General features: G+C 72.2%; 24 protein-coding genes. 15 read left to right on the top strand and 9 right to left on the bottom strand.

The window, feature by feature from the left end; translation table 11 throughout:
- Positions 1 to 73: 73 nt before the first annotated feature.
- Positions 74 to 823 carry a sugar isomerase domain-containing protein gene (locus tag TR50_RS01740; RefSeq protein WP_042412837.1) on the bottom strand — a complete coding sequence of 250 codons (750 nt, stop codon included), beginning with the start codon at positions 821 to 823 and terminating at the stop codon, positions 74 to 76.
- A gap of 197 nt (positions 824 to 1,020) precedes the next feature.
- On the opposite strand from TR50_RS01740, the gene TR50_RS01735 reads away from it, so the two are divergent.
- Positions 1,021 to 1,704, top strand: a complete 684-nt coding sequence (locus TR50_RS01735; RefSeq protein ID WP_042412835.1) for an iron-dependent transcriptional repressor DtxR — start codon at positions 1,021 to 1,023, stop codon at positions 1,702 to 1,704.
- Positions 1,705 to 2,094: 390 nt separating this feature from the next.
- On the opposite strand, the gene TR50_RS01730 is transcribed toward TR50_RS01735, so the two are convergent.
- Positions 2,095 to 2,796, bottom strand: a complete 702-nt coding sequence (locus tag TR50_RS01730) for a bifunctional DNA primase/polymerase (RefSeq protein WP_042413269.1) — start codon at positions 2,794 to 2,796, stop codon at positions 2,095 to 2,097.
- 292 nt (positions 2,797 to 3,088) lie between these two features.
- Between TR50_RS01730 and TR50_RS01725 the strand changes: the two genes are divergently transcribed.
- Together TR50_RS01725 and TR50_RS01720 are read left to right on the top strand one after the other, a co-directional pair.
- Positions 3,089 to 4,468, top strand: coding sequence for an NsdA family TPR-like regulatory protein (locus TR50_RS01725; protein ID WP_042412829.1), 1,380 nt, complete (start codon positions 3,089 to 3,091; stop codon positions 4,466 to 4,468).
- A 152-nt stretch (positions 4,469 to 4,620) separates the two neighbouring features.
- Complete coding sequence (locus TR50_RS01720; protein ID WP_052440558.1) at positions 4,621 to 5,655, top strand: hypothetical protein; 1,035 nt, start codon at positions 4,621 to 4,623, stop codon at positions 5,653 to 5,655.
- 71 nt (positions 5,656 to 5,726) lie between these two features.
- On the opposite strand, the gene TR50_RS01715 is transcribed toward TR50_RS01720, so the two are convergent.
- Positions 5,727 to 6,839 carry an ABC transporter substrate-binding protein gene (locus TR50_RS01715; protein WP_160311064.1) on the bottom strand — a complete coding sequence of 371 codons (1,113 nt, stop codon included), beginning with the start codon at positions 6,837 to 6,839 and terminating at the stop codon, positions 5,727 to 5,729.
- Positions 6,840 to 7,183: 344 nt separating this feature from the next.
- Between TR50_RS01715 and TR50_RS01710 the strand changes: the two genes are divergently transcribed.
- Together TR50_RS01710 and purU are read left to right on the top strand one after the other, a co-directional pair.
- A complete protein-coding gene (locus TR50_RS01710; RefSeq protein ID WP_042412825.1) occupies positions 7,184 to 7,636 on the top strand; it encodes an SCO4402 family protein in 453 nt (150 codons plus the stop codon).
- Positions 7,637 to 7,693: 57 nt separating this feature from the next.
- Positions 7,694 to 8,545 carry a formyltetrahydrofolate deformylase gene (purU, locus tag TR50_RS01705; protein ID WP_042412824.1) on the top strand — a complete coding sequence of 284 codons (852 nt, stop codon included), beginning with the start codon at positions 7,694 to 7,696 and terminating at the stop codon, positions 8,543 to 8,545.
- 35 nt (positions 8,546 to 8,580) lie between these two features.
- On the opposite strand, the gene TR50_RS01700 is transcribed toward purU, so the two are convergent.
- Both TR50_RS01700 and TR50_RS01695 read right to left on the bottom strand, forming a co-directional pair.
- On the bottom strand, positions 8,581 to 9,654 hold the full coding sequence (locus TR50_RS01700; protein ID WP_042412822.1) for a maleylpyruvate isomerase family mycothiol-dependent enzyme: 1,074 nt from the start codon (positions 9,652 to 9,654) through the stop codon (positions 8,581 to 8,583).
- Entirely contained in the window at positions 9,651 to 10,217 is a 567-nt protein-coding gene (locus TR50_RS01695) for a sigma-70 family RNA polymerase sigma factor (protein WP_042412821.1), read from the bottom strand. Before TR50_RS01695 ends, TR50_RS01700 begins: the two co-directional genes overlap by 4 nt.
- 214 nt (positions 10,218 to 10,431) lie before the next feature.
- On the opposite strand from TR50_RS01695, the gene TR50_RS01690 reads away from it, so the two are divergent.
- Together TR50_RS01690 and TR50_RS01685 are read left to right on the top strand one after the other, a co-directional pair.
- Positions 10,432 to 10,824, top strand: a complete 393-nt coding sequence (locus TR50_RS01690; RefSeq protein ID WP_042413265.1) for an STAS domain-containing protein — start codon at positions 10,432 to 10,434, stop codon at positions 10,822 to 10,824.
- Positions 10,825 to 10,927: 103 nt separating this feature from the next.
- On the top strand, positions 10,928 to 13,072 hold the full coding sequence (locus tag TR50_RS01685; protein ID WP_042412820.1) for a bifunctional glycosyltransferase/CDP-glycerol:glycerophosphate glycerophosphotransferase: 2,145 nt from the start codon (positions 10,928 to 10,930) through the stop codon (positions 13,070 to 13,072).
- 145 nt (positions 13,073 to 13,217) lie between these two features.
- On the opposite strand, the gene TR50_RS01680 is transcribed toward TR50_RS01685, so the two are convergent.
- The 3 genes from TR50_RS01680 to TR50_RS01670 all read right to left on the bottom strand — a co-directional run bounded on the left by TR50_RS01680 (position 13,218) and on the right by TR50_RS01670 (position 16,731).
- Positions 13,218 to 14,324 carry an alpha/beta hydrolase gene (locus TR50_RS01680; RefSeq protein ID WP_042412819.1) on the bottom strand — a complete coding sequence of 369 codons (1,107 nt, stop codon included), beginning with the start codon at positions 14,322 to 14,324 and terminating at the stop codon, positions 13,218 to 13,220.
- 164 nt (positions 14,325 to 14,488) lie between these two features.
- Positions 14,489 to 16,090, bottom strand: coding sequence for a class I adenylate-forming enzyme family protein (locus tag TR50_RS01675; protein WP_042412818.1), 1,602 nt, complete (start codon positions 16,088 to 16,090; stop codon positions 14,489 to 14,491).
- On the bottom strand, positions 16,087 to 16,731 hold the full coding sequence (locus tag TR50_RS01670; protein WP_042412817.1) for an isochorismatase family protein: 645 nt from the start codon (positions 16,729 to 16,731) through the stop codon (positions 16,087 to 16,089). Before TR50_RS01670 ends, TR50_RS01675 begins: the two co-directional genes overlap by 4 nt.
- 91 nt (positions 16,732 to 16,822) lie before the next feature.
- On the opposite strand from TR50_RS01670, the gene TR50_RS01665 reads away from it, so the two are divergent.
- From TR50_RS01665 to TR50_RS01645, 5 genes are all read left to right on the top strand, one after another.
- Positions 16,823 to 18,064, top strand: coding sequence for an amidohydrolase family protein (locus TR50_RS01665; RefSeq protein ID WP_042412815.1), 1,242 nt, complete (start codon positions 16,823 to 16,825; stop codon positions 18,062 to 18,064).
- Complete coding sequence (locus TR50_RS01660) at positions 18,061 to 19,209, top strand: acyl-CoA dehydrogenase family protein (protein WP_042412813.1); 1,149 nt, start codon at positions 18,061 to 18,063, stop codon at positions 19,207 to 19,209. The genes TR50_RS01665 and TR50_RS01660 overlap by 4 nt, the downstream gene beginning before the upstream one ends.
- A gap of 2 nt (positions 19,210 to 19,211) precedes the next feature.
- The gene (locus tag TR50_RS01655; RefSeq protein ID WP_042412811.1) at positions 19,212 to 20,105 is read left to right on the top strand and encodes an acyl-CoA dehydrogenase family protein; all 894 of its coding nucleotides are present in this window, start codon (positions 19,212 to 19,214) and stop codon (positions 20,103 to 20,105) included.
- Between the two features lie 330 nt (positions 20,106 to 20,435).
- Positions 20,436 to 20,879, top strand: coding sequence for an ATP-binding protein (locus tag TR50_RS01650; RefSeq protein WP_084699672.1), 444 nt, complete (start codon positions 20,436 to 20,438; stop codon positions 20,877 to 20,879).
- A 107-nt stretch (positions 20,880 to 20,986) separates the two neighbouring features.
- Positions 20,987 to 22,024, top strand: coding sequence for a GDSL-type esterase/lipase family protein (locus TR50_RS01645; protein WP_152648199.1), 1,038 nt, complete (start codon positions 20,987 to 20,989; stop codon positions 22,022 to 22,024).
- 340 nt (positions 22,025 to 22,364) lie between these two features.
- Here the strand turns inward: TR50_RS01645 and TR50_RS01640 are convergent, their stop codons facing one another.
- Complete coding sequence (locus TR50_RS01640) at positions 22,365 to 23,300, bottom strand: cyclase family protein (RefSeq protein WP_042412807.1); 936 nt, start codon at positions 23,298 to 23,300, stop codon at positions 22,365 to 22,367.
- An 81-nt stretch (positions 23,301 to 23,381) separates the two neighbouring features.
- Between TR50_RS01640 and TR50_RS01635 the strand changes: the two genes are divergently transcribed.
- The 3 genes from TR50_RS01635 to TR50_RS01625 form a co-directional block, all read left to right on the top strand.
- On the top strand, positions 23,382 to 24,290 hold the full coding sequence (locus tag TR50_RS01635) for an SDR family oxidoreductase (protein WP_042412805.1): 909 nt from the start codon (positions 23,382 to 23,384) through the stop codon (positions 24,288 to 24,290).
- 15 nt (positions 24,291 to 24,305) lie between these two features.
- The gene (locus TR50_RS01630) at positions 24,306 to 25,457 is read left to right on the top strand and encodes an acyl-CoA dehydrogenase family protein (RefSeq protein WP_042412803.1); all 1,152 of its coding nucleotides are present in this window, start codon (positions 24,306 to 24,308) and stop codon (positions 25,455 to 25,457) included.
- Between the two features lie 98 nt (positions 25,458 to 25,555).
- On the top strand, positions 25,556 to 26,226 hold a 671-nt coding region (locus tag TR50_RS01625; RefSeq protein ID WP_042413261.1), incomplete at its 3' end, for an aldehyde dehydrogenase family protein.

The following is a 26,226-nucleotide window of genomic DNA, read 5'->3' as shown; positions in this document are numbered from 1 at the left end:
GCACACGTATTCACGCAATCGACGAGCGGAGGAGCCCGGTCCGGTCGTGTCGGGAACCGTGGGTGACGTGACGTCAGAAGGTGTAGAAGATGCGGTCCTTGTGCTCGGCCATCAGCTTCGCGTTCCAGTCCGTGCCGCCGTCGACGTTGCCGGAGCGGAACAGCGGCGGGGTGGTCCCGGTCGCGGCCAGCTTGCCGACGGCGACCGCGACGACGGACTGCATCAGCGCGACCGTGGTCAGCGTCGAGACGGGACCGAAGGTCGTCTCCGCGCCCTCGACGGCCAGCTCGCCGTCGCCCACCGCGATCTTGCTGTCCAGCACCAGGTCGCAGACGTCCTTGAGGTAGAGCCCGTCCGGGTGCTGCGAGGTGACCTGGCCCGGGTAGGCCAGCGAGGTCACCCCGACCACCGTCAGTCCGCGCGAGCGGGCGTGGCGGGCCAGCTCCACCGGCATCACCTGGCGGCCGGAGAGGGAGATCACGAACAGCAGGTCGCCCGCGCGGGCCGGCCCCGCGTCCAGCGTCGCGGTCGCCAGCCCCGGCACCCGCTCCAGCGCGCTGCCGAGGTGGGCCGGGACCACGTCCACACCGATCACGCCGGGGACGGTCAGCAGGTTCATCAGCACCAGGCCGCCGGCCCGGTAGACCACGTCCTGGGCGGGAAGGGAGGAGTGCCCGGCCCCGAAGGTGAAGATCCGGCCGCCCTCCCTGACGGTCCGCGCGAGCGCCTCGGCCGCCGCCTCGATCCCGGCCGACTCCTCGTCCTTGATCCGCTGGAGGTGGGCGACGGCGGCGTCCAGGTACTGACCGGCGAGATCGCTCATCGGGTCTTCGGCTCCCTGAGTAGCAGACTGAACCTCTGTGGTACTCGCATCATTGTGCTGGGCACGGTGCTGCGTCACCGGTGCCGCTGTCAACACCGCGTGCCACGGCCGTCCGGGTTGTCGGTGCGATGCGTAAGAATTGAGGGGCAACCGGGAGCGCGACCGGTGCACCACCGAGGAACGGAGCCCGCCGTCCGATGTCAGGCCACCTGATCGACACCACCGAGATGTACCTCCGGACGATCTTCGAGCTGGAGGAGGAGGGCGTCGTCCCCATGCGTGCGCGCATCGCGGAGCGCCTGGAGCAGAGCGGGCCCACGGTCAGCCAGACCGTCGCCCGCATGGAGCGCGACGGCCTCCTCACCGTCGCCGGCGACCGCCACCTCGAGCTGACGCCGGAGGGCCGCAAGCTCGCCACCCGGGTCATGCGCAAGCACCGCATCGCGGAGTGCCTGCTGGTCGACGTGATCGGCCTGGAGTGGGAGCAGGTGCACGCGGAGGCGTGCCGCTGGGAGCACGTCATGAGCGAGGCGGTGGAGCGCCGCGTGCTGGAGCTGCTGCGGCACCCCACGCAGTCCCCCTACGGCAACCCGATCCCCGGCCTGGAGGAGCTCGGCGACACTCCGGCCGACGAGGCCGAGTCCCTGGTCACCCTCGACGAGCTGGCCTCCGACGACGGGCGCAGCGTCATCGTCCGGCGCATCGGCGAGCCGATCCAGACGGACGCGCAGCTGATGTACACCCTGCGGCGGGCCGGCGTGCAGCCCGGCGCGGTGGTGAACGTGACCCAGTCCACGGGCGGCATCCTCGTCGGCAGCGGCGGCGAAGCGGCGGAGCTGGACAAGGACATCGCCGCCCACGTCTTCGTCGCGCGGGCCTGAACCTCCCGACAGGACAGGAGCGAGGGGCCTCGGCTCTTTTCCCCGAGTGCCGAGGCCCCTCGTCTACCCCCTGGTTTCCCCGCCCCCGAACCCCCGAACCGTGCCCGGCTTCCCCTCCGGGCGCCCCCTGGCGTGCGCCCCGCTCCTCTCGTCCGGCTGTGGCGCCTGTGCCGGAATTCATTTCCTCGGCAGATCCCGGCAATCCTTGAGCCCGGTCACTCGAAAGTGGGGCTTTTCCACTTCGGCGCGCGGGTAGCCATCTACCTCATCGCACACATGTCGTCGCACCCGTGTCGCCCACGCAGGCCGCCCGCGCATGACTGTGCCCCCGGTCGGACCGCGGGAGGCGACACCGCGGGACTCGGGGGCACAGGGGATTGCCGGGCTCTGCTACTGCCCCGCGTGTGCGGGCAGCGGCGCCTCTCGGCCGCAGGCGTAAGCGATGGGGTTGATGACCTCGGCCGCCTCCGGCAGCCAGCGGTTCAGCGTGGTGGGCTCCCGGGCCCACTGCGCGTAGCCGAGCGCGCCGATGCGGGTGGGCGGCGCGACGACCCAGCCGCCGTCGCCGTGGCCGACCAGGTCCAGCCGACCAGGGCCCCAGCCGAGGCGGCGCAGCATGTCCGGCAGCTTCGGCAGGGCGCCCGGCAGCACCAGGAAGACCAGCCGGCGGCCGCGCCCGGGACCGCCCGGCATCGCGAGGACCGGGCCGAGCTGCAGGCCCATCCGCTCCATCCGGGCCAGCGCCAGGCAGCCCGCCACCTCCGGCACGTCGATCGCGTCGAACGAGCGGCCGGTCGGCAGCAGGATCGACGCCTGGGGGTTCTCCGTCCACCAGCGCCGCACCACGCCGGGGCCGGAGCTCGCGCGGCGCGTCCAGTCGCGGGTGGCGGGGTGCGCGCCGGGCATCGGGCAGGCGAGGTCGCCGCAGGAGCAGCGCGGGGGGCCGTCGTCCTCCAGCAGCCAGGCGCCGGGGGAGACCTCCCAGTGCCGGTCCTCCGCGTACGTCACGGCCGCCTGCAACAGGAGATCGCGCACGCCCCTCCCGGCGTCCGCGCGGCCGTCCTGCTCGGTGGCTCCCAGGGTGTCTTCCACGTGCTGCACAACTCGGCGGCGGACCAGGGGTTACGGGTGATCGGCAAAAGTCGGCCCAACAGGACGCGCGAGTGGGGCGCGCGGTTGCACGCCAGGGGGCGCACGGGGGGTGCACCCGGGGTGAGCGGCTACGTGTGCCCCCGATGCTTCGCTACGCTGTCAGCAGTCGGCCCAATGTCGCTAATTCCCAGCCATTGACCGCTCTTGACACCTCGTGACGCATCACCGGAACGCATCAGGGGAATGCTCCTGTCCTGCGACCTCCGACTCTCCAGGGGAGGCAGTGACGTCCATGGCCGCCAGACCGCTCGTCGCACGACAGCCAAACGAACGGCTCCAGGCCCTGATCCAGGAGGCCGGTTGCTCCAACGCGGGCCTCGCCCGCCGGGTCAACCTGTGCGGGGCCGAACACGCACTGGATCTGCGTTACGACAAGACCTCGGTGGCCCGCTGGCTGCGCGGCCAGCAGCCGCGCGGGCAGGCCCCGTCCGTGATCGCGGAGGCGATCGGGCGGAAGCTGGGCCGCACCGTCACGGTCGACGAGATCGGCATGTCCGACGGCAAGAGCCACTCCTCCAGCGTCGGGCTCCAGTTCGCCGCGACGCTGCCGGGCGCCATCGAACAGGTCAGCGAGCTGTGGCGCAGCGACGTCGGCCGCCGCGACTTCCTGAGCGGCGCGTCCGTCGCCGCCGCCGCGCTCGTCGAGCCGAGCCGCGACTGGCTGATCACCGGGCCGGACCTCTCGGTCGCCCGCACCGGCGGGCCGCGCGTCGGCCTCGCGGACGTCGAGGCCGTGCAGGCCACCACGCAGATGCTGGTCGACCTCGACCACCGCTTCGGCAGCGGCCACGTCCGGCCGGTGGTGGTGCACTACCTCAACTCCGTCGTCTCCGGCCTGCTCGCGGGCGCGTACAAGGAGGAGACCGGCCGCAAGCTCTTCGGCGCCGTGGCCCGGCTCACCGAGCTGGCCGGCTACATGGCCATCGACACCGGGCAGCCGGGGCTGGCGCAGCGCTACTACATCCAGGCGCTGCGCCTCGCGCAGGCGGCGGGTGACCGCGCCTACGGCGGCTACGTGCTCGCGTCCTCGATGAGCCACCTCGCCGCCGCTCTCGGCAATCCGCGGGAGATCGCGCAGTTGGCGCGCGCCGCCCAGGAGGGCGCGCGCGGCCAGGCCACCCCGACGGCGATGGCCATGTTCTACGCCGCCGAGGCCCGGGGCCACGCCCTGCTCGGCGACAGCCGCAGCTGCGAGGCGGTGGCCGGGCTCGCCCTGGAACAGCTGGACCACAGCCGTCCCGAGGAGGACCCGGACTGGATCGGCCACTTCGACCACGCCTACCTGGCCGACGAACTCGCGCACTGCCACCGCGACTTGGAGCAGCCGCGGCAGAGCGCGCGGCAGGCGCAAGAGGCGCTGCGCGGCCACCCGGAGTCGCGGGTCCGCCGTCGCGCGGTCGACCTGGTCCTGCTGGCCATCGCCCAACTCCAGTTGCGGGACGTGGACGAGGCCTGCGACACGGGCGCGCGGGCGATGGAACTGATGTCCGGTCTGCGTTCGGCGCGGGGTGCGGAGTATCTGGACGACTTCCGGCGGATGTTGGAGCCCTATCGCCACCAGCGCTCGGTCCAGGAGTTCCAGGCCCGTGCGATGGCTGAGGCCGCCGCCTGAGCCTTGCTCGAGCCGTGGACGGCCGGGTAGCGGGGACGGGGGAGTCCCGGTCACCCAGGATGGTCACCCGTTGGTGTGAACGGGTAGCGTGTTCCGCGTCGTGAGCGCGCCCATGCGCGGCGCGGGCGCCGTCCACAGCTAAGGAAGAGCGCGTGAACCATCGTCGTCCCAACCCCGACGAGCTCACCCCGGACGACTTGTTCCGTCCGGCCGACGGTGGGTCGGCGGCGGCGTACGGCTCCCCGCTCCCGGCGCAGGAGACGCAGCCCGCGGCGACCCAGTACCTGCCCCCGATGCCCGCGGCCCCGGCCCAGGAGCCCCAGCCCTACGGCGGGCACTCCGGCTACGCGGCGGCCCCGACGCAGGCGTACCAGGGCTTTCCGCAGCAGCCGGTCCAGCAGACCCAGCCGGTGGCCTACGGCGACTCCTACGACCCGCCGCAGTCGTACGAGCAGGCACAGCCCTACGAGCAGCCGCAGTACGACCAGGGCGGCTACCAGCAGCAGTACGACGCCCAGGGCTACGACGACCAGGGCTACGACGACGAACCCCACCGCAACCGCCCGTCGATGCGCACCCTCGGCATCGCGGTCGTCGCCGGGTGCGCGGTGGTCGGCATCGCCCTGGGCGCGCTGCTCAGCGGCGGGGGTTCCTCCGCGAGCGCGGCGGGCGACAAGGGCGCCGGCGCGAAGCACGGCGCGACAGCCGGTGGCCCGGGGCCCGGCGACAAGACGGCCCAGCTCGCGCAGGCGCGGGAGCTCAGCTCGCTGCTGGAGACGGCGTCGAGCAACCGCACCGCGGTGGTCAACGCCGTCGCCAGCGTCAAGGCGTGCCAGGCGCTGCCGGACGACCAGACCACCCTCACCTTCGCCGCCCAGGCGCGGGCCGCCCTCGTCACGAAGCTGGGCCAGCTCCAGGTCAGCGCACTGCCCTCCGGGGCGGATCTGGTCGCCAAGCTGACCGCAGGGTGGCAGGCATCCCAGCAGGCCGACTCCCACTACGCCGCGTGGGCCGCGGAGTCGGTCGGCCCCTGCCAGAAGAAGCACCGCCCCAAGGACGGCGGTGAGTCGGTCGCGGCGGTCGCCGCCAGCAGCAACGCGACGATCGCCAAGCGTGAGGCCGCGGAGCTCTGGAACAAGATCGCCACCGCGAACAACCTGCCGACCAAGGAGTCGAGCCAGCTCTGATCTGAGCAGCAACGACGTGCTGCCGCCCGTCGTGGGCGACGGGCGGCAGCGGGAGGCGTCCGGTGCAGGTGTCAGCGCGTGAGCGCCTGGCCGACGTTGACCAGGCCGGCGTGCGACTCGGTGAGTTCGCCGTTGATGACCTGCTGGAAGGACACGTCGGTGTTGACCGTCCGCGGTGTGGCGGCCAGGCTGACGAGGTTGCCGTCCTGCCAGGCCAGCGGCGGCGTCGCACCGCCCGTGGTGACGGGGCCGGTCGCGTCGAACGCGGCGTGCACGCTCTGCGCCGTGACGGGGTGGCCCTTGAGGCCGTCCACCACCTTCCGGAACACCTCGAAGGCGATCCAGGTGGTCTGCACCCCGGGGTCGGACGGGTTGATGTTGTTGTTGGTGAACGCGTACTTCTTGATCACCGAGTTCATCTCGCTCCACACCGGACTGCTGTCCGGCGGGTACCAGCCGGTCGCGAGCGCGCCCTCGAGCGGACCGTCCTGGCCGCCCATGCTGTCGACCAGCGACTGCTGGAAGCTGCCGATGAGCGCGGAGAGGTGCGCGTTCGTCGGGGAGTACTGACGCCAGCTGTCGAAGAAGGTCTGCGTCGAGGCCGCGTCCAGCGCACTGGTGACACAGTCGTGCGGCTGGTCGGAGCCGACCGCCACCTGCACCTCGTGCTGGTAGTTGGTACGCCCCTCCTTGGTCGGGACGTCGGTCGCGGAGAGGTGGTACTGCGCGAGACCGTTGTTGAGGAAGGTGTACATCGAGTCGCCGACGGAGGTGTCCGGACGGACGATGGCGACCCGGTGGCAGCCGGCGGCGGCGAGCTGCTCGCCGTTGCCGACCAGCAGGGTCTGGTAGCCGCCGTTGACGGGGTAGGAGTACGGGGAGCTGAACTCGGCCGCCGACGCGCCGGATCCGCCGATGTACGAGATGCCGGCGCTCTCCAGCAGCGGCATGAACTGGTCGCCGTACTGGCTGTCGGAGCCGACGACGGCCGCGACATCCTCCTCCGCCGCCTTGTTGGCGCAGGCGATCGCGCCGTCCGGGGTGTTGTCCTCGTTGCAGGTGATCACCCGCACGGGGTGGCCCGCGACGCCGCCGTTGTCGTTGAAGTACCGGGCGATGGCCTGGGCGATACCGGGCATTCCGGGCTCGGCTCCGGCCTTGCCGTTCATCGGAGCCCACGTCATCACCGTGATCGGCGAAGACGGGTCCGCGCTCGCGGCGCCTCCGCAGCCACTCAGTCCCCCACCGAGCAGCGCGGTCGCGGCCACCGCCGCACCAGTGCGGCGCCACAGCCTGGCGCTATCAGCCCCCTTGAGTTTCATCACAACCGTGCCCTCCCCGCACACCGGAATACGTACGGAAGGCCACCCTCACCCCGGTTCGGGGCGTGTCGGAGGAATCAAGGAGAACAAACAGTCACACAGGGGTGAACACAGAGTGAGGACACGCGTAGAACGTAGGATCGTGACCCATGCAAGCCGAGCACGACGCGTCAAGGACTTCTCGAACCGGTACCCGCTCCAGGAGGATGGGCGCCATGCCGCTCACTGACCTTCCCTGGTGGCGCTGGCGGGCCCGGGTCCGTTCCGCGCTGCACATGCTCGGCGACCCCCGCTTCCAACAGGAGTGCTGGTGGGCCGGACGCGAGGGGTACGGCGACGTCACCGACGCCGTCTACCGCCTGGTCGAGGACACCTGGCTGGACCGGTGGTCCGCGGAGAAGTACGTCGGCTCGATCTTCCGTGACTCCGCGGAGGCGACCGCGGTGGACACCGCCGTGCTCCGCGTCCTGCGGATCATGCACCAGGTCGGCCCCGACGCGCCCGCCGACGCCTACTTCCAGCACCACGCCTGGCCGGAGGCGATCCGCGCCTGCCGCGAGGCCCACGTCCGGATGTCCATGGCCGACGGCGAGGACCCCGACGCGGCCCCCCGCTCGCTCGCGATGCTCTCGATCCTCACACGCACCGCCGGGGCCTGACCGCCGCAGCGTGAGACGGCACGCCGCGCCCGGGGCCGTTTGTGGGAGAGTTTCCGCATGGCCGAGCAGTACATCCTGACCCTGTCCTGCCCCGACAAGCAGGGCATCGTGCACGCCGTGTCCAGTTACCTGTTCATCACGGGTTGCAACATCGTGGACAGCCAGCAGTTCGGGGACCCGGACAGCGGCCTCTTCTTCATGCGCGTGCACTTCTCGGCCGAGCCGCAGGTCACCCTGGAGAAGCTGCGCGCCAGCTTCTCCGCGACCGGCGACGCGTTCCACATGGACTGGCAGATCAGCTCCGGCGAGGACAAGATGCGGGTCCTGCTGCTGGTCAGCAAGTTCGGCCACTGCCTGAACGACCTCCTCTTCCGCGCCCGCAGCGGCGCGCTGCCGGTGGAGATCGCGGGCGTCGTCTCCAACCACCGCGACTTCGAGCAGTTGGTGGGCTCGTACGGGGTCCCCTTCCACTACCTCCCGGTGACGGCGGACACCAAGCCGGAGGCGGAGGCGGAGCTGCTGCGCATCGTCGAGGACGAGCAGGTCGACCTGGTGGTCCTCGCCCGCTACATGCAGGTGCTCTCGGACGACCTCTGCAAGGCCCTCGCCGGGCGGGCGATCAACATCCACCACAGCTTCCTGCCGAGCTTCAAGGGCGCCAAGCCCTACCACCAGGCCCACGCCCGCGGCGTGAAGCTGGTGGGCGCGACGGCCCACTACGTGACCGCGGCGCTGGACGAGGGCCCGATCATCGAGCAGGAGGTCGTGCGCGTCAGCCACGACGTCACCCCGCAGAAGCTGGTCGCCCTGGGGCGCGACGTCGAGTGCCAGGCGCTCGCGCGCGCGGTCAAGTGGCACGCGGAGCACCGCGTCCTGCTGAACGGCTTCCGCACCGTCGTCTTCACCTGAGCGAACGCTCCCGCGCCCCTGAGGATGCGACTACCTCATGGGCGTGACAGCAGGGGTGCCGCTGCCAGCAGGGCGCGGGCCAACTCCTTGTCGCCGGTGATGCCGGCGGGGATGCGGTGGGGGTCTCTGCGCCCGGCGCAGAGGTGGCAGAACTCGACGCCGTCGATCGCCACCGTCGCCGTCGGCAACGTGTCGACGGGAGGCGGGGGGCCGGGGGCGTCGACGGGGATGAGCCACTCGCCCTCGCCGCGGCCCTCGACGATCAACTGGACGACGCGGCCCGCGCCCGGCTGGCCGGACGGGAAGACGTGGGGCAGGATGCGCGCCGCCAGCCCGATCAACGAGCGGATGTGGGCGCCGCGCGGCGGGTGGTAGGGGTAGCCGACCGCCTCGGCGATGTCCTCGGCGTGGATCCAGCACTCGAACGCGCGGTCCAGGAACGCGTCAGCGAGCGGGAGTTGGAACGCACCGTAGTCGACGAGGCGCTCCGCCAGATCGGGCGGAGCCAGCGCCGCGGTCTCCACGACGGCGCGGGTCTGCGCGCGCCAGAGGGCGCGCACCGCGGTGGGCTGGCGCTCGGCCTGCGCGGCGCACAGGCGGGCGTCGCGTTCGGCGAGGTCCGCTCCCTCCGTCGGGTCGGGGAGGCCCAGGGTGCGGGCGAGGACGCCGTCGACCGCCGCGAGGTGGCACAGCACGTCCGCCGGGCGGCGCTGTTCGGTGCCGGCGTGCCAGCGCAGCGTGGCCGGCTCCATCCAGTCCAGCTCGCCGAGGTCGCGCAGCAGCGCGTCCAGGCGGGCCGTCTCCGCGACGAAGGGTTCGGCGTAGGCCGGAACGCGGAACGCGGGCTCGCGCCGGTCGAGGCAGCCGTCGAGGACCTGCCGACGCAGGCTGGGTTCGGGGTCGAGCGGCTCGTCGGCGGAGAGCCAGCCTGCGGCGTCCCGCAGTTGGCGTGCCTCCTCGCGGCAGGCGGGGCAGCTGAGGAGGTGCGTCTCCAGCCGGGTCGCCTCCTGGACGGTGCAGGCGTCGAGGGCCCACGCGCCGAGCAGCGACCGGAGCCCCTCGTGGAGCTCCGAGCCGAGGCGGCCCACCTCGACGTCCGCCGCGCTCACAGCGCCGGCTCCGTCGAGAGGGCGGTGGCGAGCAACTGCAGGCCCAGCCGCATCCGGTGCTTCGCCGTGTCGGGCGCTATGCCCAGCTCCTTGGCCGCCTGCCGGTAGGTGCGGCCGCCGAAGTACGTGAGCAGCAGCGTCTCGCGCAGGGCCTGCGGCAGCGAGGAGACGATGTACTGGACGCGGGCGGCGGTCGCCGCCGCCAGCACCTCCTCCTCCACGCTGGGCGGCTCCAGCGGTGCCCCGTCGGCGCACCCGAGGCCGGCGTCCGCGCCCGCCGCCTCGCGGCGCAGGCGTTCCACGGCGCGGCGGTGGGTCAGCGTGCCGATCCAGGAGCGCATCGAGCCCTGCGCCGGATCGAAGCTCTCCGGGTGCTGCCAGACGTGGGCGAAGACGTCCTGGGTGATCTCCTCGGCGGCGGCCTGGTCGCCGAGGACGCGGTTGGCCAGGCCGTGGACGAGCGGGGCGAACTGGTCGTAGAGCTCGCCCAGCGCGGACTCCTCCCCACGCGCCAGCCGACGCTGGATCTGCCGGTCCCAGCGGATCGGCGTTGGACTCGACACCGGCACCACCGTCCCGCCCCAGGGAGTGTGCGCGTTGTGCGCAAACCATGACCAACAAGACAAAGCCAAGGAATCCTCAAGGAACCCTCACACGAAATCTAGCGCCGACGCGTGCGTGTCGTCCGGATGTTTGAGGAAACTAAATGCCAGGCACGATGGCACGGAGTGTCAGATCCCGCGGAAGACGACGCTAACCTGAAACACCATCATGAACATGCTGGAGAATCGTGGCACCGTGACGACAACACTGCGCGTTGATCGCGAGGAGAACGACGGCTGGCTGCTGCTGAGAGTGCACGGTGATCTCGATCTCGGCACCGGCGGCAGAGTCCGGGAGGCGGTGCGGGAGGCCGTCGCCAACGGGTCGAGGCGGGTGGTCGTCGACCTCGCTGACGTGCGCTTCTGCGACTCCTCGGGGGTGGGCGTGCTGATCGGCGCACGCCGGCTGCTGCGCTCCTGCGGCGGCGAGCTACGCCTGGTGCTGCCCCGCACGGATCTGGAGCCGGGGGCGATCCCCTCCCAGGTGCACCGCGTCTTCGCGGCGCTCGGGGTCCACCGGCTGTTCACGGTGGTGGAGCAGACGCGGGGCGAGCGCGGCCCTCAGTGAGCGGGCGGCGGCCCTCGGTGACGGAACTCAAGGCCGGGAGGCCGTGCGGGCCCAGTAGAGTCTGAGGGAGCCCACCCCGCGCGACCTGGAGCAGCACACCGCCGTGACCACGCCCGTCTCCCTCAGCATCGTGCTGCCCGTCTACGGGGTCGCCGACTACCTGCCGCGCTGCCTCGACTCGATCCTGGCGTCCAGGCTGCCGGGCCTGGAGGTCATCGCGGTCGACGACTGCTCCCCGGACCGCAGCGGGGAGATCCTCGACGCCTACGCCGCCCGCGACTCGCGCCTCAAGGTGAGGCATCTGGCCGCCAACCGCGGCCTCGGCGGCGCCCGCGAGGAGGGCCTGAAGGAGGCCAGGGGCGAGTACGTCTGGTTCGTGGACAGCGACGACTGGCTGGCGGACGGCGCGGTCGACGAGGTCGCCGCGCGGCTCGCTGAGGTCCGCCCCGACGTGCTGATCACCGGCTTCGCCCGGGTCTACCCCGACGGCGCGACCGAGCCCGACACCTGGCGCCGCCTGCTGGTCGAGCCGCCGCTGCCGCCGACCTTCACGCTCGCCGAGCGGCCCGGACTGATCCAGATGATCATGTCGGTCTGGAACAAGGTCATCCGCCGCGAGTTCCTCGCCTCGCTCGACGTCCACTTCGGCGGCGGCTACTACGAGGACATCTCGGTCACCTACCCGCTGCTGCTCGCCGCTCGGACGCTCAGCTACCTGGACCGCGACCTCTACTTCTACCGCCGCCAGCGCGCCGGGGCGATCACCAACACCGCCTCGCCCAAGCACGCGGACGCCTTCGCCCAGTACGACGCGATCTTCGACTTCCTGGACCGCCGTCCCGAGATCGGCCCGAGCCTGTGCCGTCTCGTCTTCGACCGCACGGTCAAGCAGGCCGTCACCATCCTGGACACCCCGGGCCTGGTCCCCGACGACCTGCGGGAGGACTTCTTCCGCCGCACCACCGAGTACTTCCGCCGGCACCGTCCGGCGGGCCACACCTTCCCCAAGGGTCTGCGCGGCGTCCAGTACCGCCTCGTGGAACGCGGCGCGTGGGGCGCGTACCAGCGGCTGCGCCCGTTGCAGGCGCTTCCGCGCACGCTGCCGGGCACCGTCAAGCGCGCGGTGCGCGGCGCGGGCCGCCGCGGCCTGTACGAGACGTACCGGCGCCTGCCGATCGACGAGAACCTCGCCGTCTACGCCGCCTACTGGTACCGCGGTTACAGCTGCAACCCCGCCGCGATCCACGCGCGGATGCGCGAACTCGCCCCGCAGATCAAGGGCGTCTGGGTGGTGAACACCCCCGCCCAGGCCGCGGCGCTGCCCGAGGGCGTGCCGTACGTGCTGGCCAACACCCCGCGCTACCTGCGCCTGATGGCGACGGCCAAGTACCTGGTCAACAACGTCAACTTCCCGCACACGATGACGAAGCGGGCCGGTTCGGTGCATGTGCAGACGCAGCACGGCACCCCGCTGAAGTACCTCGGCCTGGACCTGCGCGACCGCCCGCTGGCCGCCGACGGCATGGACTTCGACCGCCTGCTGGAGCACGTGGGCCGCTGGGACTACCTGGTCTCGCCCAACCCCCACTCCACGGAGTCCTTCCGCCGCGCCTACCCCGGCCCCTACGAGGTCCTGGAGACCGGCTACCCCCGCAACGACCGCCTGGCCGACCCCGATCCGGCGGAGATCGCCGGCATCCGCGAGCGCCTCGGCGTCCCCGTCGGCAACCGCGTCGTCCTCTACGCCCCCACCCACCGCGAGCAGCACGACTCCTTCGTCCCGGCTCTCGACGTGGTGGCCCTGGCCCGCCGCCTCGGCCCGACGACGACGGTCCTCATGCGCGCCCACTACTTCTACGGCGACGCGGGCCTCCCCGACGACGCCGGCGTGATCGACGTCTCCGGCCACCCCGTCGTCGAGGACCTCTACCTGGCGGCGGACGTCCTGGTGACGGACTACTCCTCGACGATGTTCGACTATGCGGTCCTGGACCGCCCCATTGTGGTCTTCGCCCCGGACTGGGAGGACTACCAGCGCATCCGCGGCGTCTACTTCGACCTCATGGCCGAGCCGCCGGGCGCTGTCGCCCGCACCGAGGAGGAACTCGCCGCGGTCCTCCTCCCCGGAGGCGCGGCGGACTCCCCGGAGTCGACCAAACTCCGCGCGGCCTTCCGCGCCAAGTTCTGCCCCTGGGACGACGGCCACGCGGCGGAGCGGGTCGTCCGCAAGGTGTTCCCCACGAGTTAGCCGCACCACTCAGGGGCGCGGGGCTCTGCCGTTTTGCCGTTCCGCAGCGTGGGCGCGACAAGCCACTGATGAGCAGATGGTCCTCAACGCGCAGGGCCATCCGTACCCCGGAGGTTTCTCGCGCCCTTGAGTCGGGCAACTGCAGCTAGCTGCTGACGCCCTGGCTGGCCGTCCTGGCGGAGAGCCAGGTCAGTGCCTCGGGCAGCATGCCGCGCCAGACGTCCGGGGTGTGGCCGCCCGACTGGACAGTCAACAGGCGGCTCGCGCCCGGCTGTCGCAGGACGCCCAGCAGGGCGCGTGCCGACGGGACCGTGCCCTGGTCCTGCAGGCTGCCGGCCATCAGGAACGAGACCGGGGGCTGCGGGTTCGCCAACTTCAGTCGCAGATACGGGTTGTTGGCCCGCGCCAGCGCGGGGTCGCGGGTGACCAGGGGTGATTCGGGTGTGGTGTAACCCGAGAGGCTGACCGCGGACCGGAACGTGTTCGGGTGCTGGACGGTGAGGTTGACCGCGCAGTACGCCCCGGCCGAGTAGCCCATGATGCCCCACCCCGAAGGGTCCTTCGCGGCGCGGAAGTTGGCGCGGATCAGGGCCGGCACGTCCTGGGCGAGCCAGGTGCCGGTCCTGGCGGAGCCGGGGATGTCCGCGCAGCCCGCGTCGGTGTTGCCGCCGAGCGTGTTCAGCTTGGCCGAGACCATGATCATCGGCTTGACCTTGCCCGTGGCCATCAGCTTCTGCATCTCCTGCTGGACATGCATCGTCCCGAACCACGCCTGCGGCGTTCCCGGCGTGCCGGGCAGCAGTTCGACGACGGGGAACGCGGTCTGCGCGTACGCGGGGTCGTGGTACTGCGGGGGCAGCCAGACGTACAGGCTGCCGTCGACGCCTGAGTGCGCGCCGATCACGCGGGCCTTCATGACGTCGGCGCTGTACTGCGTGAAGCGCAGCTTCCCGTCGGTCCTCGGGGCGCTCTGCCCGTTCTGGCCTCCGGCGACGGAGGTGGTGATCGGGGGAGCGCCGCTGCCCCCGAGGAGATCGCTCCAGCTCTCGTAGAACGGCCCCATGCTGTTGTTCACGTAGACGAGCACCGCGATCACGGCCGTGAACTGGCTGAACAGGGCCAGGCCGAGTCTGCCGCCCATTCTGAGCGGTCTCGGTCCGGGTATTCGGTTCCAGAGCACGAACAGGGCGGTCAACGCGCCCAGCGTGACAATGACGGTCAGCACGAAGAAAGGTGTGCCGGTGAGACTCATCGCCGCCCCTTCAGGAAACTCCCCCGTCTCCGGGTGCGACTAACGGGTGGAAAAGACAAGCTCCCTTGAGCCTACCGACCGGCTGAAAAACCTCTTCATACCAACGGATGAAGTCCGAACATCCGAACGGCGGGGGCATCCCCTAAGGGCAACCCCAGGATCCCTCAGGGCGATTCCTCCCGCCCTTCCCGTCCCTCCTGCCACGGCAGTGCCGCGAACATGTCGCGCAGCCGGTGCTTCAGCACCTTGCGCAGGGTCTCGTTGCGGGGGAGCGCGTCGACCACCTCCAACTGCTCGGGAATCTTCTGGGTCATGAGCCCTGCCGCCCGCAACCGCGTCGCGACCTCCGCCAGTGTCGGCGGCTCCACGCCGGGCCTGCGCTCCACCACCGCGCAGACGCGCTCGCCGCGCACGGGGTCGGGCAGGCCGACGACGGCCACGTCGCCGACGCGCGGGTCCTGGTAGAGCAGGTCCTCGATCTCCTTGGCGGAGATGTTCTCCCCCTTGCGGATGATGATGTCCTTCAGCCGCCCGGTCAGCCGGACATGGCCGTCCGGGCGGATGTGGCCGAGGTCACCGGTGCGGAACCAGCCGTCCGCGGTGAACGCCTCGGCGGTGAGGGCGGGGTCGGTGTAGCCGCGGCAGACCATCGGGCCGCGCAGCCACATCTCCCCGTCGACCACCCGCACCTCGCAGCCGCGCACGGGGTGCCCCTCGGTGTACGCGAGCTGTTCCGGGGTGTCCCGCGGCGAGCCCATGCAGATCGCGGGGGCCTCCGTCATGCCGTAGCCGTGGGCGAGCACCACGCCCATCTCCTCGGTGACCTCCCGGTACAGCTCCGGCGGCATCGGCGCGCCGCCGCCGGAGAGGATGCGCAGCGTGGGCACGAGCCGCTCGCCCGGCGGCAGCCTGCGCTGCTCGGCGAGGAAGGCGGAGTAGAACGCGGTGCTGCCGCCGGCCATGGTCACGCCGTTGCGCCGGTACGCGGGCAGCACGTCCGGCAGTGCGAAGACCTCGACCAGCAGCGCCGGGAAGCCGTGCACCAGCACCGCGACGAGGTAGTCGGGGCCGCCGATGTGCGCGTAGGGGAAGGCGATCGAGCCGACGTCCCGCGGGCTCATGTCCAGCGCGAGCGCGAAGCCGCTGCCGCCCGCGATCAGGGTCCGGTCGGTGTGCCGGGCGCCCTTGGGCGCGGAGGTGATCCCGGAGGTGTAGTAGACCCAGCGCACCGGCGCGTGCGCGTCGTCCAGGTCGGCGCGCGGCGGAGGCGGCAGCAGCGCGGGGTCGCCGTCGGGCAGGTCGGCCTCGCCGTGCAGGACGCGGACGGCGGGCGGCCGCGTCCAGCCGCGGGTCAGCTCCTCGGCCATCTTCACGTAGTCGAAGCCGCGCCAGACGCCTGGCACCAGGTAGAGCCGGGCCCGGGACTCGCCGAGGATGTGGCCGACCTCCGCGCCGCGGTAGATCGCGATGATCGGCGTCTGCACCGCGCCCAGCCGGGAGAGCGCGAGCGAGACGAGCACGGTCTCGATCCGCGTCGGCAGTTGCCAGGCCACCGGCGTCCCGTCCTCGATCCCGTACTCGGCGCGCAGTCCGGCCGCGATCCGCTCGGCCCGGTCGCGCACCTCGCGGTAGCTGAGCCGGCGGTCCGGTTCGCCTTCCGCGCCCGCGGGTTCGTCGGCGGCCTGGATCAGCATCGGCGCGTCCGGCGTCGCCGCGACGCGCTGTTCGAGCAGGTCCCACAGGCTTCCCGCGTCGGTGATGGTCACGAGTCTCTCCCGTCTCTCCCGGGGGTGTCTTGTGCGTGCAGGGCGCCGATGACCTCGTGCGTGCTGCTCAGGGTCGCGACGAGCGCGAGGGTGTGGGCGAGGACCGCCTCCGCGTACGCGGGCGGCGTCCCGGCGACGGCGTCGGCCGGGATCACGACCTGGAGCCCGGCGTCGACCGCGCCGAGCGTCAGCTCCAGCAGCGCGACGTTGAGGGAGACCCCGGTGACCACGAGCGTGGTCGCCCCGAGATTGCGCAGCAGGGACGAGAGCCCCGTGTCCTGGAACGGTCCGAGTCCGTGCAGGCGGGGCAGGACGAAGTCGCGCGCCGGATCCGCGCCGATTCCGGGGTGGAGCGCGGGGTCGAAGGGCGTCGCGGCCCGCGCGGCGGCGGCGAAGAGGCGGGCGTTGGTGTTCGCCCCGCGTCCGTCCGCGCGCCGTTCGGCCGTGCAGTGGACGACGGGCACGCCGAGCGCGCGGGCGGCGGCGCAGAGCCGGGCGACGTTCCCGACCAGGCCGGCCTGGGCGGCGGCCGCGGCGAGCGCCGGGAAGACGGCGTCCGCGCCGAGCACGCCCTGCTGGCACTCGCAGGTGACCACGGCGGTGGCCGCCGGGTCGAGAAGTTCCGTGAGTACGACGGCCATCCGGTCCTCGCTCGCTTGCCGCTTCTGGGGTCCGTGACTAGTCTGAATCTGACGGACCGTCAGGTAAAGGGTCGTGGAGAGGGAGCCTTGAATGGAAAGCTCTGCCGAACTGCCGATGGTGGTCAGCGTCGACGACCACGTGATCGAGCCGGCGCACCTCTTCGAGACCTGGCTGCCGGCCAGGTACCGCGACCGCGGCCCCAAGCCGCTGCGCGCGGGCATCGGCCAACTGGAGTACGTCGGCGGCAGGTACCGCATCTCCATGGACCCCGACGGCCCGCCCACCGACTGGTGGATCTACGAGGACCTGCAGTTCCCGTACAAGCGCAACATCGCCGCCGTCGGCTTCGACCGCGACGAGATGACGCTGGAGGGCATCACCCGCGACGAGATGCGGCGCGGCTGCTGGGACCCCAAGGCGCGCATCGAGGACATGGAGAACAACCACGTCGAGGCGTCCCTCTGCTTCCCGACCTTCCCGCGCTTCTGCGGCCAGACGTTCGCCGAGGCGCACGACAAGGAGGTCGCGCTGGCCTGCGTCCGCGCCTACAACGACTGGATGGTCGAGGAGTGGTGCGGCGACAGCGGCGGTCGCCTGATCCCGCTGTGCCTGATCCCGCTCTGGGACGTGCACGCGGCCGTCGCGGAGATCAAGAGGAACGCCGCGCGGGGCGTGCGGGCGGTCTGCTTCAGCGAGATCCCGACGTACCTGGGTCTGCCCAGCATCCACACCGGCTACTGGGACCCGTTCTTCGCCGAGTGCCAGGCGACCGGGACGGTGGTCTGCATGCACATCGGCTCGTCCTCGCAGATGCCCGCCGCCTCCCCGGACGCGCCTCCGGCCGTGCAGGCGACGCTGAGCTTCAACAACGCCATGGCGTCCATGACGGACTTCCTCTTCAGTGGCGTCCTGGTGCGCTTCCCCAGGCTCAAACTCGCCTACAGCGAAGGCCAGATGGGCTGGATCCCGTACGCGCTGGAACGCGCGGACGACGTCTGGCGCGAACACCGGGCGTGGGGCGGCGTCCGCGACCTGATCCCCGACCCGCCGTCGACGTACTACTACCGGCAGATCTTCGCGTGCTTCTTCCGCGACAAGCACGGGGTCGCCTCACTGGACCGGGTCGGGGTCGACAACGTCACCTTCGAGACGGACTACCCGCACGTGGACTCCACCTGGCCGGAGACCAAGGCCGTGGCGCTGGACCACATGAAGGGGCTCACGTCCGACGTGGTCTACAAGATCATGCGCGGCAACGCGATCCGCATGCTGGACCTCGATCTCGACCGGCACCTGGACGCAGAGGGACGGCCCCGCCAGGTGCGCGCGTGAAACTCGGTGACACGCCCGCTGAGGCCGACTTCCGCGGCCGGCTCCGGGAGTGGCTCGGCAAGACCCTCCCGGAGCTGCCGGCCGCGCCGGACCCCGGGGACTGGCCGGGCCGTCGCGCCTACGACACCGCCTGGCAGCGGCGGCTCTTCGACGCCGGGTACGCGGGTCTGCACTGGCCGGTCGACGCGGGCGGCAAGGGCGTCGGCCCGTCGATGCACCTGATCTTCCTCGAGGAGACCGAACGCGCCGGCGCGCCCTATGTCGGCGCCAACTTCGTCGGCCTGCTGCACGCCGGACCGACCGTCGCCACCGAGGGGACCCCGGAGCAGCGGGCCCGGTTCCTGCCCCCGATCCTGCGGGGGGAGGAGATCTGGTGCCAGGGCTTCAGCGAGCCGGACGCGGGCAGCGACCTCGCCGCCCTGCGCACGCGCGCGGTCCGGGACGGGGACGCGTACGTCGTCACCGGCAGCAAGATCTGGACCTCGCACGCCGAAGTCGCCGACTGGTGCGAGCTGCTGGTCCGCACGGACCCCGACGCGCCGAAGCACCGGGGCATCACCTGGCTGGCGATGCGGATGGACGCCCCGGGCGTCACCGTGCGGCCGCTGCGCACGCTCGCCGGGACGACGGAGTTCGCGGAGCTCTTCCTCGACGAGGTCCGCGTCCCGGTGGGCGACCGGCTCGGCGCGGAGAACGACGGGTGGCGGGTCACCATGGTGACCCTCTCCTTCGAGCGCGGCACCGCGTTCGCCTCCGAGGCGGTGGCCTGCCGACGCGAGGTGCGCCGGCTCGCGCGCCTCGCCCGCGCCGACGGCGCCTTCGACGATCTCGAACTGCGGCGTGAACTCGCCCTGCTTTCCGCCGAGTTCACCGCACTGTGGCGGCTCGTGCAGTGGAACGTGTCCGAGGCCGCCGCACGGGGGGTCCCCGGCGCGGGCGGCAGCGTCTTCAAGCTGCGGTTCAGCGAGGCGCGTCAGCGGCTCCACGACGTCGCCGCGCGCGTCGTCGGCGCCGATGCCCTCCTCGACGGGCCCTGGACCGCGCAGCGGTTGCAGGGTCTCTCCTACACCATCGCCGCCGGCACCTCGCAGATCCAGCGGAACATCGTCGCCCAGCGCCTCCTGGGCCTGCCGAAGGGGCGTTGAGGATGGAGTTCCGGCTGACCGAGGACCAGCGCCGGCTCCAGGCGGGCCTGCGCGAGCTGCTGACCGACCGTCAGCCCACCTGGGCGGAGCTGACCGACGTCGGTCTCTTCCAACTCCGGGTGCCGGAGCCGGACGGCGGGCTGGGGCTCGGCCTGCCCGAGGCCGTGCTCGCCTTCGAGGAGGCGGGGCGCGCGGTCCTGCCCGGGCCGCTGGTCGGCACGGAGGTGGCGGCCGCGGCGCTCGGCCTCGGCGGTCGGGCCGAGGTGGTCCGGGTCCCTTCGCGCGGCCCTCTCCTCGTCCCGGACCTGCCGGAGCTGGACCACGTCCTGGTCCTGCACCCGGACGACTCCCTCGCCGTCCTCCCGGCCGCCGCCCTCGACGCGACCCCCGTGCGCGCCGTCGACCCGGACCGGCCGCTGTGGCGTGTGGACGGCGGCGTGCCGCCCGGCGGACACCCCTTCGCGACGGGCCGACCGGAGGCGCGCCGGGTCGCCGCCGACGCGACGCTGCTGACCGCCGCCCTGCAGGCGGGCCTGGCGGCCCGCACCGTCACCGAGGCGGTCGCGTACGCGCGCACGCGCACTCAGTTCGGACAGCCGATCGGGGCGTTCCAGGCCGTCCAGCACCTGTGCGCGGACATGCTGGCGCGGGCCGAGCTGGCCCGGGTCGCCGTCTACGCCGCCGCGGTGTCCGGCGACGCGGAGGAGATCGCGGGGGCCAAGCTGCTCGCCGACGAGGCGGCGGTGCGCGGGGCCCGGGACTGCCTGCAGGTTCACGGAGGCATGGGTTTCACCTGGGAGGCGCGGGTGCACCGGCTGCTGAAGCGCGCGTGGGCCTGGGAGCAGGCCGGCGCGGATCGCGAACGCTGCCTGGACGTGCTGGCCGGTCACTTGTAGCACTGGTGTCGTAAGGGTGTTTTTGCCGCGACGCCCCTCGGCTTCCGGGTGTCGCGGTCCGGTTCGGTTACGCTCACGGGGGTGCGCAGCAAGCAGTCCGCTCGCGGGGTCGACGTGGTCGGCGACCCGGAGACCGCCGAGGGCAGAACGGCCGGGGCAGTATGCACCCCTGGGTGCCCCCTCGGCTGGAATATGCCCGAAGACCATGCTCCTGGCCGTGAGGCTGGATCATCCTTGTACGCATACCTGCCGGTACGCGGCTCTCGTGGCGGTCCGGCCCGGCTGATCCCGCAAGCACGGGTGGTGTGACAGGTGCAGGTTCAGGCACAGGTGCTTCAAGTCCAGACGGCGGTCCAGGCCGACCCGGCTGAGGTGGGCCGGGCCCGCCGTTGGGCGCGCAGTCGTCTCACCGGCTGCGGCGTCGCCCTCGACGAGTCGCTCGCCGACACCCTCGTGCTGGTCGTGTCCGAACTGGTGACCAACGCCGTGGTGCACACCGGCTCACCCGCCGTGCTGCGGCTCGTCTTCCCGGTCGGCCAGGGCGCGGAGCGCCGCCCGGTCCGCGTCGAGGTCACCGACGCCAGCGAGGCGCCGCCGGCGCAGCGCGTCGCCCCGGACGAGGCGACCGGCGGGCGCGGCCTGGAGCTCGTGAGCGTCCTGACGGACCGCTGGGGCTGGTTCCCCGACGGCAGCGGCAAGCGCGTCTGGTGCGAGCTCGTTCCGGGCGAGCAGCCTGCCGAGGCCCCCGCCGGGGCGCTGATCTGCCCCACTTGAGCCGCCCCGCCTGAGCTGCCCCGCCTGAGCCGCCCTACCGAGCCGCCGCGGGTCGGGCCTCGGAAGCCCTGAGGTTGATCAGCGCGTCCGCCGGGAAGGCCCTCCGCATGAACGCTTCGCCCGTGACGGCGTGGGACGCCGCTGCCACGGCTCGCGCACTGGAGGGCGCGATCGACCTCGAATGGGCCGAGGACGGGTCCTGGCTCATGCCCTGGCGGCTCCCTGTCGCGGATCTGGAGCTCCACCACCGCGACCTCGTGCTGCCCGCGATGTGCCCGAGCGGGGTGCGACTGCGGCTGCGGACCGCGTCCAGGCGGTTGCTGCTGGACGCCGAGTCGGTGCGGTTGCAGGGCGGCCCCGTCTTCGAGGCGTGGTGCGACCTGTCGGTGGACGGCGAGGTCGTGCGGTCCACCGCGCTCGGCGTCGCCGGGGTCGTCTTCGGCGGCCTGCCGCCGGGGCCCAAGGACGTCGAGATCGCCCTGCCGATCTGCCCGGCGGTGCGGCTGCGCGGCGTGCGCGCGCTCGACGGCGAGGCGTTGCACCCGCTGCCCGACGACCGGCCGCGCTGGACCGTCTACGGGAGCAGTATCAGCCACGGTTACCTGGCGACCCCGACGCAGACCTGGCCGGCCACCGCAGCGCGCCTGTCGGGCCGCAACCTCACCAACCTCGGCTACGGCGGCGCCTGCCTGCTCGACCCGCTGGTCGGGCGAATGGTGGCAAACCGCTCCGCTGAATTCATAACGCTCGAACTCGGCATCAACGTCTACAACTCGGCCGCGCTGCGGGAAAGGACCTTTCTGCCGGCCGTGCACGGTCTGTTGGCCGAAATCCGCTCCCGTCAGCCCCGGGTGCCGGTGACCGTTCTCGGTCCGGTGTTCGGCGGAGTGCGGGAGTCCGAACTGGCCGACGGAATGTCGGAGGCGTTCGGGGACCTGACGCTCGACGCGCTGCGGGAGCAACTGCGCGACGCCGTCCGGCTCCACCGCAAGCGCGGTGACACCGCTCTGACCTGGATCGACGGCCGCGAGCTCTGCTCCGCCGCCGACGCCGCGCGCGGCGTGCTGCCGGACGGCCTGCACCCCGACGCGGCGCACCAGCAGGAGATGGGCCGACGTTATGCGGAGATCGACACCGTCGGCTGACGCGGACGGACGCGGGTTGACGCCTGCTCGGGTCGCGAACAGATGAAGTCTCAAACCGTACGCAACCAATCCGAATTCCGGACAAGCCATTGACGTGACGTGTCCGTCTGATCACGCTTGGATTCAGCGATTCGTTGCGAGGGGACGCCAAGGGCGCGCCCGGCTTTCGTGCTGTCCGCTTCCTTGGCGAGTGCGAATCGCGTCGGCGCCTGTTCAGGGCATGTCGGCGCCGACGGGGGCACCCCCGGCCGCAGGGTTCGGGGGCTGGTGGCGGGGCGCCGTGACGCGTGGAGTCATCCGCGCACGGCGTCCCGCCATCCGAATGTCCGCCTGCGTGTCGCTATTTGACCGCGACCGGCGCCACCGGCGCCCCGACGCCGCCGACGAAGGGCTCGGGCGGAGCCGACAGCAGGAACTCGTGGACGCCGTCGGCCGCGCAGTCCGCCGCCAGCGCCTCCAGGTTCCAGTTCTGACCCTGCATCATCCCCATCTCCACCAGATCCAGGGCGTGGACGGGCAGGTAGAGGCCGTCGACCTCGGGCGGGAAGGTCTCGAAGGTCAGCGTGTCGTTGGCGACCGCCGCGACGTCGCGCGCGTGGAACCACGCGGGGCAGCGCAGGCCCAGGCCGGGGGAGGGGAAGGCGTAGGCGTCGCGGTCCCCGCCCAGGTAGAACTGCATCTGTCCGGTGCGGATCAGCACCACGTCCCCGGCCCGGACCGTCGTGCCGGCGAGGGCCTCGGCGGCGTCCAGGTCCTCGGGTGTGACCACGTGGTCGCCCGGCAGCCGGCCGACCCCGTGCGCGCGGGCGACGTCGAGCAGCACGCCGCGGGTGACCAGCGGGCCCGCCTTCTCCACGCCCGAGCGGGTCGCGCCCTCCTGGGCGTTGATGCTGTCGGCCGGACGGTTGTTGTAGATCCGGCCGCCGTGGCTGACATGCCCGAGGCCGTCCCAGTGGGTGGCCGCCTGAAGTCCGAGCGTGGCGACGTCGTCGCTGGTGGCGATCGTTCCCGGCCCGAACATCTCGAAGTTCAGCGCCACCATGGTGTGCAGCGGGTTGACCCGGCCCGGGATCATGCCCGTCTGCACGCCCTGCTGCCGCAGCGGCAGAGCCAGGTCGAAGCGCTTGCCGGTGCGGACGCACGCCGCCGCGGCGCGGACCACCTCCGGGGTGATCAGGTTGAGTGTTCCGATCTCGTCGTCGGCGCCCCAGCGTCCCCAGTTGTTGACGCGCTTGGCGATGTCGCGGAACTCGTCGAACTCGGCCGGTGCGGGCACGGTCCCTCGCCTCCTCTTCCCCTGGGAGTTCCCATCGGCAAGAATCTAACGGTCCGTCAGATTCTTGAGGAGGGGTACGGCGTGGCTGAGTTCCTGCGCGGCAAGACGGTCGCGGTGACCGGCGCCGGACGCGGCATCGGGCGCGCGGTGGCGCTCGCCTGCGCCGCCGAGGGCGCCTCGGTCGTGGTCAACGACTACGGCGTCGGCATCGACGGCTCCGCCCCGGCCAGCGAGGTCGCCGACGAGGTCGTCAAGGAGATCGAGGCCGCCGGCGGCCGGGCGGTGGCCGTCGCCGACGACATCGCCACCATGGCGGGCGGCGAGCGCGTCGTGCGCACGGCCGTCGAGTCGTTCGGGCGGCTGGACGGCGTCGTGTGCGTCGCCGGCATCCTGCGTGAACGGATGCTCTTCAACATGTCCGAGCAGGAGTGGGATCCGGTGATCGCCACCCACCTCAAGGGCACCTTCACCGTCTTCCGCGCCGCCTCCGCGCTGATGCGCAAGCAGGGAGGCGGCACGCTCATCGGCTTCACCAGCGGCAACCACCAGGGCTCCGTCAGCCAGGCCAACTACAGCGCGGCCAAGGGCGGAATCATCTCGCTGGTCCGCAGCGCCGCGCTCGGCCTGAACAAGTACGGCGTCACCGCCAACTGCGTGGCCCCGGTGGCCCGCACCCGCATGTCGGCGAACGTCCCGACGGAGCTCAAGGAGATCGGCGAGCCGGAGGACGTGGCCGCGCTGGTCGTCTACCTGCTCTCCGAGGCGGCCAGGGAGATCACCGGGCAGGTCTACACCGTCGCCGGGCCGAAGATCGCCGTCTGGGCCCAGCCGCGCGAACTGCGCGCCATGTACGCCCCGTCGGGCTCGTGGACGCCGGAGCGCATCGCCGACTTCCTGCCCGGCACGGTCGGCGTGGACCCGATGCCGATGCTCCAGCAGCTCGAGGCCATGGCGAAGGCGGCCGCCGCGAAGGAACGCCCCAATGCGTAAGGCCCGGTGAGCGCGATGGACTTCGGCTTCGACGCGGCGGACGAGGAGTTCCGCGCCCGGGCACGGCGGTGGCTCGACGAACGGCTCGGCCCCGGCGGGGCCTTCGCCGACCTGCACGGCGTCAAGGCGCCCGAGGACGCCGACCGGCGTCGCGCCTGGGAACGCGAACTGGGCACGGGCGGCTGGATCGGCCTCGGCTGGCCCGAGGACAGTCTGACCCGCCAGGTCGTCTGGTTCGAGGAGTACGCGCGGGCCGGGGCCCCCGACCCGCTCGGCATCGTCGGCGAGCAGCTGCTCGCCCCCACGCTGCTGCTGCACGGCACGCCCGCCCAGCGCGAGCGCTACCTGCCGGGCATCGCGAGCGGCACGGAGATCTGGTGCCAGGGCTACAGCGAACCGGACGCCGGCTCCGACCTCGCGAACGTCCGCACGTCCGCGGAGCCGGAGGCCGGCGGAGGCTGGCTCGTCAGCGGGCAGAAGACGTGGACCTCGCTGTCCCAGTGGGCCGACTGGTGCTTCGTCCTGGCGAGGACCGAGCCCGGTTCGCGCCGTCACACCGGGCTCAGTCTGCTGCTGCTGCCGATGCACCAGGAGCGGGGACGCATCGAGGTCCGCCCGATCCGGCAGCTCGACGGCGTCAGCGAGTTCAGCGAGGTCTTCTTCGACCGGGCGCGGGTCGTCGACGTCCTCGGTGCGGTCGGCGACGGCTGGCGGGTCGCGATGACGCTGCTCTCCTTCGAACGCGGCGCGGGCATGCTGGGCCGCCAGATCGGCTACCGGCGCGAACTCGACGCCGTCCTGCGCGCGGCGGCGAACTCGGGGGCGGACCGCGACCCCGTCCTGCGGGAGGCGCTGACGCGCCAGTGGGCGGACCTGTGGGTGATGCGCGCGAACGCGCTGCGCACACTGGGCCGGGCGGAGCCGGGCACGGCGGCGGTGGCGAAGCTGGTGTGGGGCAACTGGCACCAGCGGCTCGGGGAGCTGGCGCTCCAGGTCCAGGGTCTCCCGGGTGCGTTCGCCGGCGGGCGCGCGCACGATCCGGAGGCGTACCCGCTCACCCCGGCCCAGCACACGCTGCTCTTCTCCCGCGCGGACACCATCTACGGCGGCAGCGACCAGATCCAACGCAACATCATCGCCGAACGGGTCCTCGGGCTGCCCCGCTAGGGCCGCGAGGCTCTGCTGCACGCCGGTGGTTCTCGCGCAGTTCCCCCGCCCCTGGCGGTGCAACTCACCCTTGATCTCCAAGTGAGGGGCTCCAGACCATGACCGAACCAACTCCGCACCGCCTGTTCATCGCCAACGAGTGGCGAGAGGGCGGCGCCGGTACCTATCCCGTCATCAACCCCGGCACGGAAAGCCTCGTCGGCCACGCGCCCGAGGCCTCCGCCTCGGACGTCGCGGACGCCGTCGCCGCGGCGCGCGCGGCGCAGGCCGCGTGGGCGGCGACCGCTCCCGCGAAGAGAGCAGCGCTCTTGGAGCGGATCGCCGATCTCGTCATGGAGCGTGCGGCCGATTTCGTACCGCTGCTCCAAGCCGAGACCGGTGCCACGATCCGCGTCGCCTCGACCATGCAACTGCCCGTCGTCGCCGACCGGTTCCGCCGCTACGCGCGCGGCGCGCTCGAACCCGCCGTCGAGTCCTTCCCGGCCCACCCGGTCGCGGCCACGCCGCTCGCTGCGGGCGGTCTCACCAACGCCGCCGCGGCCCGGCGGCCCGTCGGCGTCGTCGGCTGCATCACCTCCTACAACTTCCCCATCGTCAACCTCGCCGGAAAGCTCGCCCCGGCGCTCGCGATGGGCAACACCGTCGTCGCCAAGCCCGCCCCGCAGGACCCCCTCGCCTGCCTCAAGCTCGGCGAGATCTTCGTCGAGGCGGGCGCGCCCGCCGGGCTGTTCAACGTCGTCACCGACTCTGGCGCGGCCCCCGCGCCCCC

Origin of the sequence: Streptacidiphilus anmyonensis (genome assembly GCF_000787855.1) — a bacterium.
GTDB lineage: Bacteria > Actinomycetota > Actinomycetes > Streptomycetales > Streptomycetaceae > Streptacidiphilus > Streptacidiphilus anmyonensis.
The sequence above is the reverse complement of the archived record's forward strand: the minus strand, read 5'-3'. Positions and strand labels throughout refer to the sequence as shown.

What these genes read in the sequence shown, in the direction of transcription:
- TR50_RS01740 (WP_042412837.1), bottom strand. Translation starts at nt 823, where the DNA reads ATGAGCGATCTCGCCGGTCAGTACCTGGACGCCGCCGTCGCCCACCTC.
- TR50_RS01735 (WP_042412835.1), top strand. Translation starts at nt 1,021, where the DNA reads ATGTCAGGCCACCTGATCGACACCACCGAGATGTACCTCCGGACGATC.
- TR50_RS01725 (WP_042412829.1), top strand. Translation starts at nt 3,089, where the DNA reads ATGGCCGCCAGACCGCTCGTCGCACGACAGCCAAACGAACGGCTCCAG.
- TR50_RS01715 (WP_160311064.1), bottom strand. Translation starts at nt 6,839, where the DNA reads ATGACGTGGGCTCCGATGAACGGCAAGGCCGGAGCCGAGCCCGGAATG.
- TR50_RS01710 (WP_042412825.1), top strand. Translation starts at nt 7,184, where the DNA reads ATGGGCGCCATGCCGCTCACTGACCTTCCCTGGTGGCGCTGGCGGGCC.
- purU (WP_042412824.1), top strand. Translation starts at nt 7,694, where the DNA reads ATGGCCGAGCAGTACATCCTGACCCTGTCCTGCCCCGACAAGCAGGGC.
- TR50_RS01690 (WP_042413265.1), top strand. Translation starts at nt 10,432, where the DNA reads ATGCTGGAGAATCGTGGCACCGTGACGACAACACTGCGCGTTGATCGC.
- TR50_RS01680 (WP_042412819.1), bottom strand. Translation starts at nt 14,324, where the DNA reads ATGAGTCTCACCGGCACACCTTTCTTCGTGCTGACCGTCATTGTCACG.
- TR50_RS01670 (WP_042412817.1), bottom strand. Translation starts at nt 16,731, where the DNA reads ATGGCCGTCGTACTCACGGAACTTCTCGACCCGGCGGCCACCGCCGTG.
- TR50_RS01665 (WP_042412815.1), top strand. Translation starts at nt 16,823, where the DNA reads ATGGAAAGCTCTGCCGAACTGCCGATGGTGGTCAGCGTCGACGACCAC.
- TR50_RS01655 (WP_042412811.1), top strand. Translation starts at nt 19,212, where the DNA reads ATGGAGTTCCGGCTGACCGAGGACCAGCGCCGGCTCCAGGCGGGCCTG.
- TR50_RS01645 (WP_152648199.1), top strand. Translation starts at nt 20,987, where the DNA reads ATGAACGCTTCGCCCGTGACGGCGTGGGACGCCGCTGCCACGGCTCGC.
- TR50_RS01630 (WP_042412803.1), top strand. Translation starts at nt 24,306, where the DNA reads ATGGACTTCGGCTTCGACGCGGCGGACGAGGAGTTCCGCGCCCGGGCA.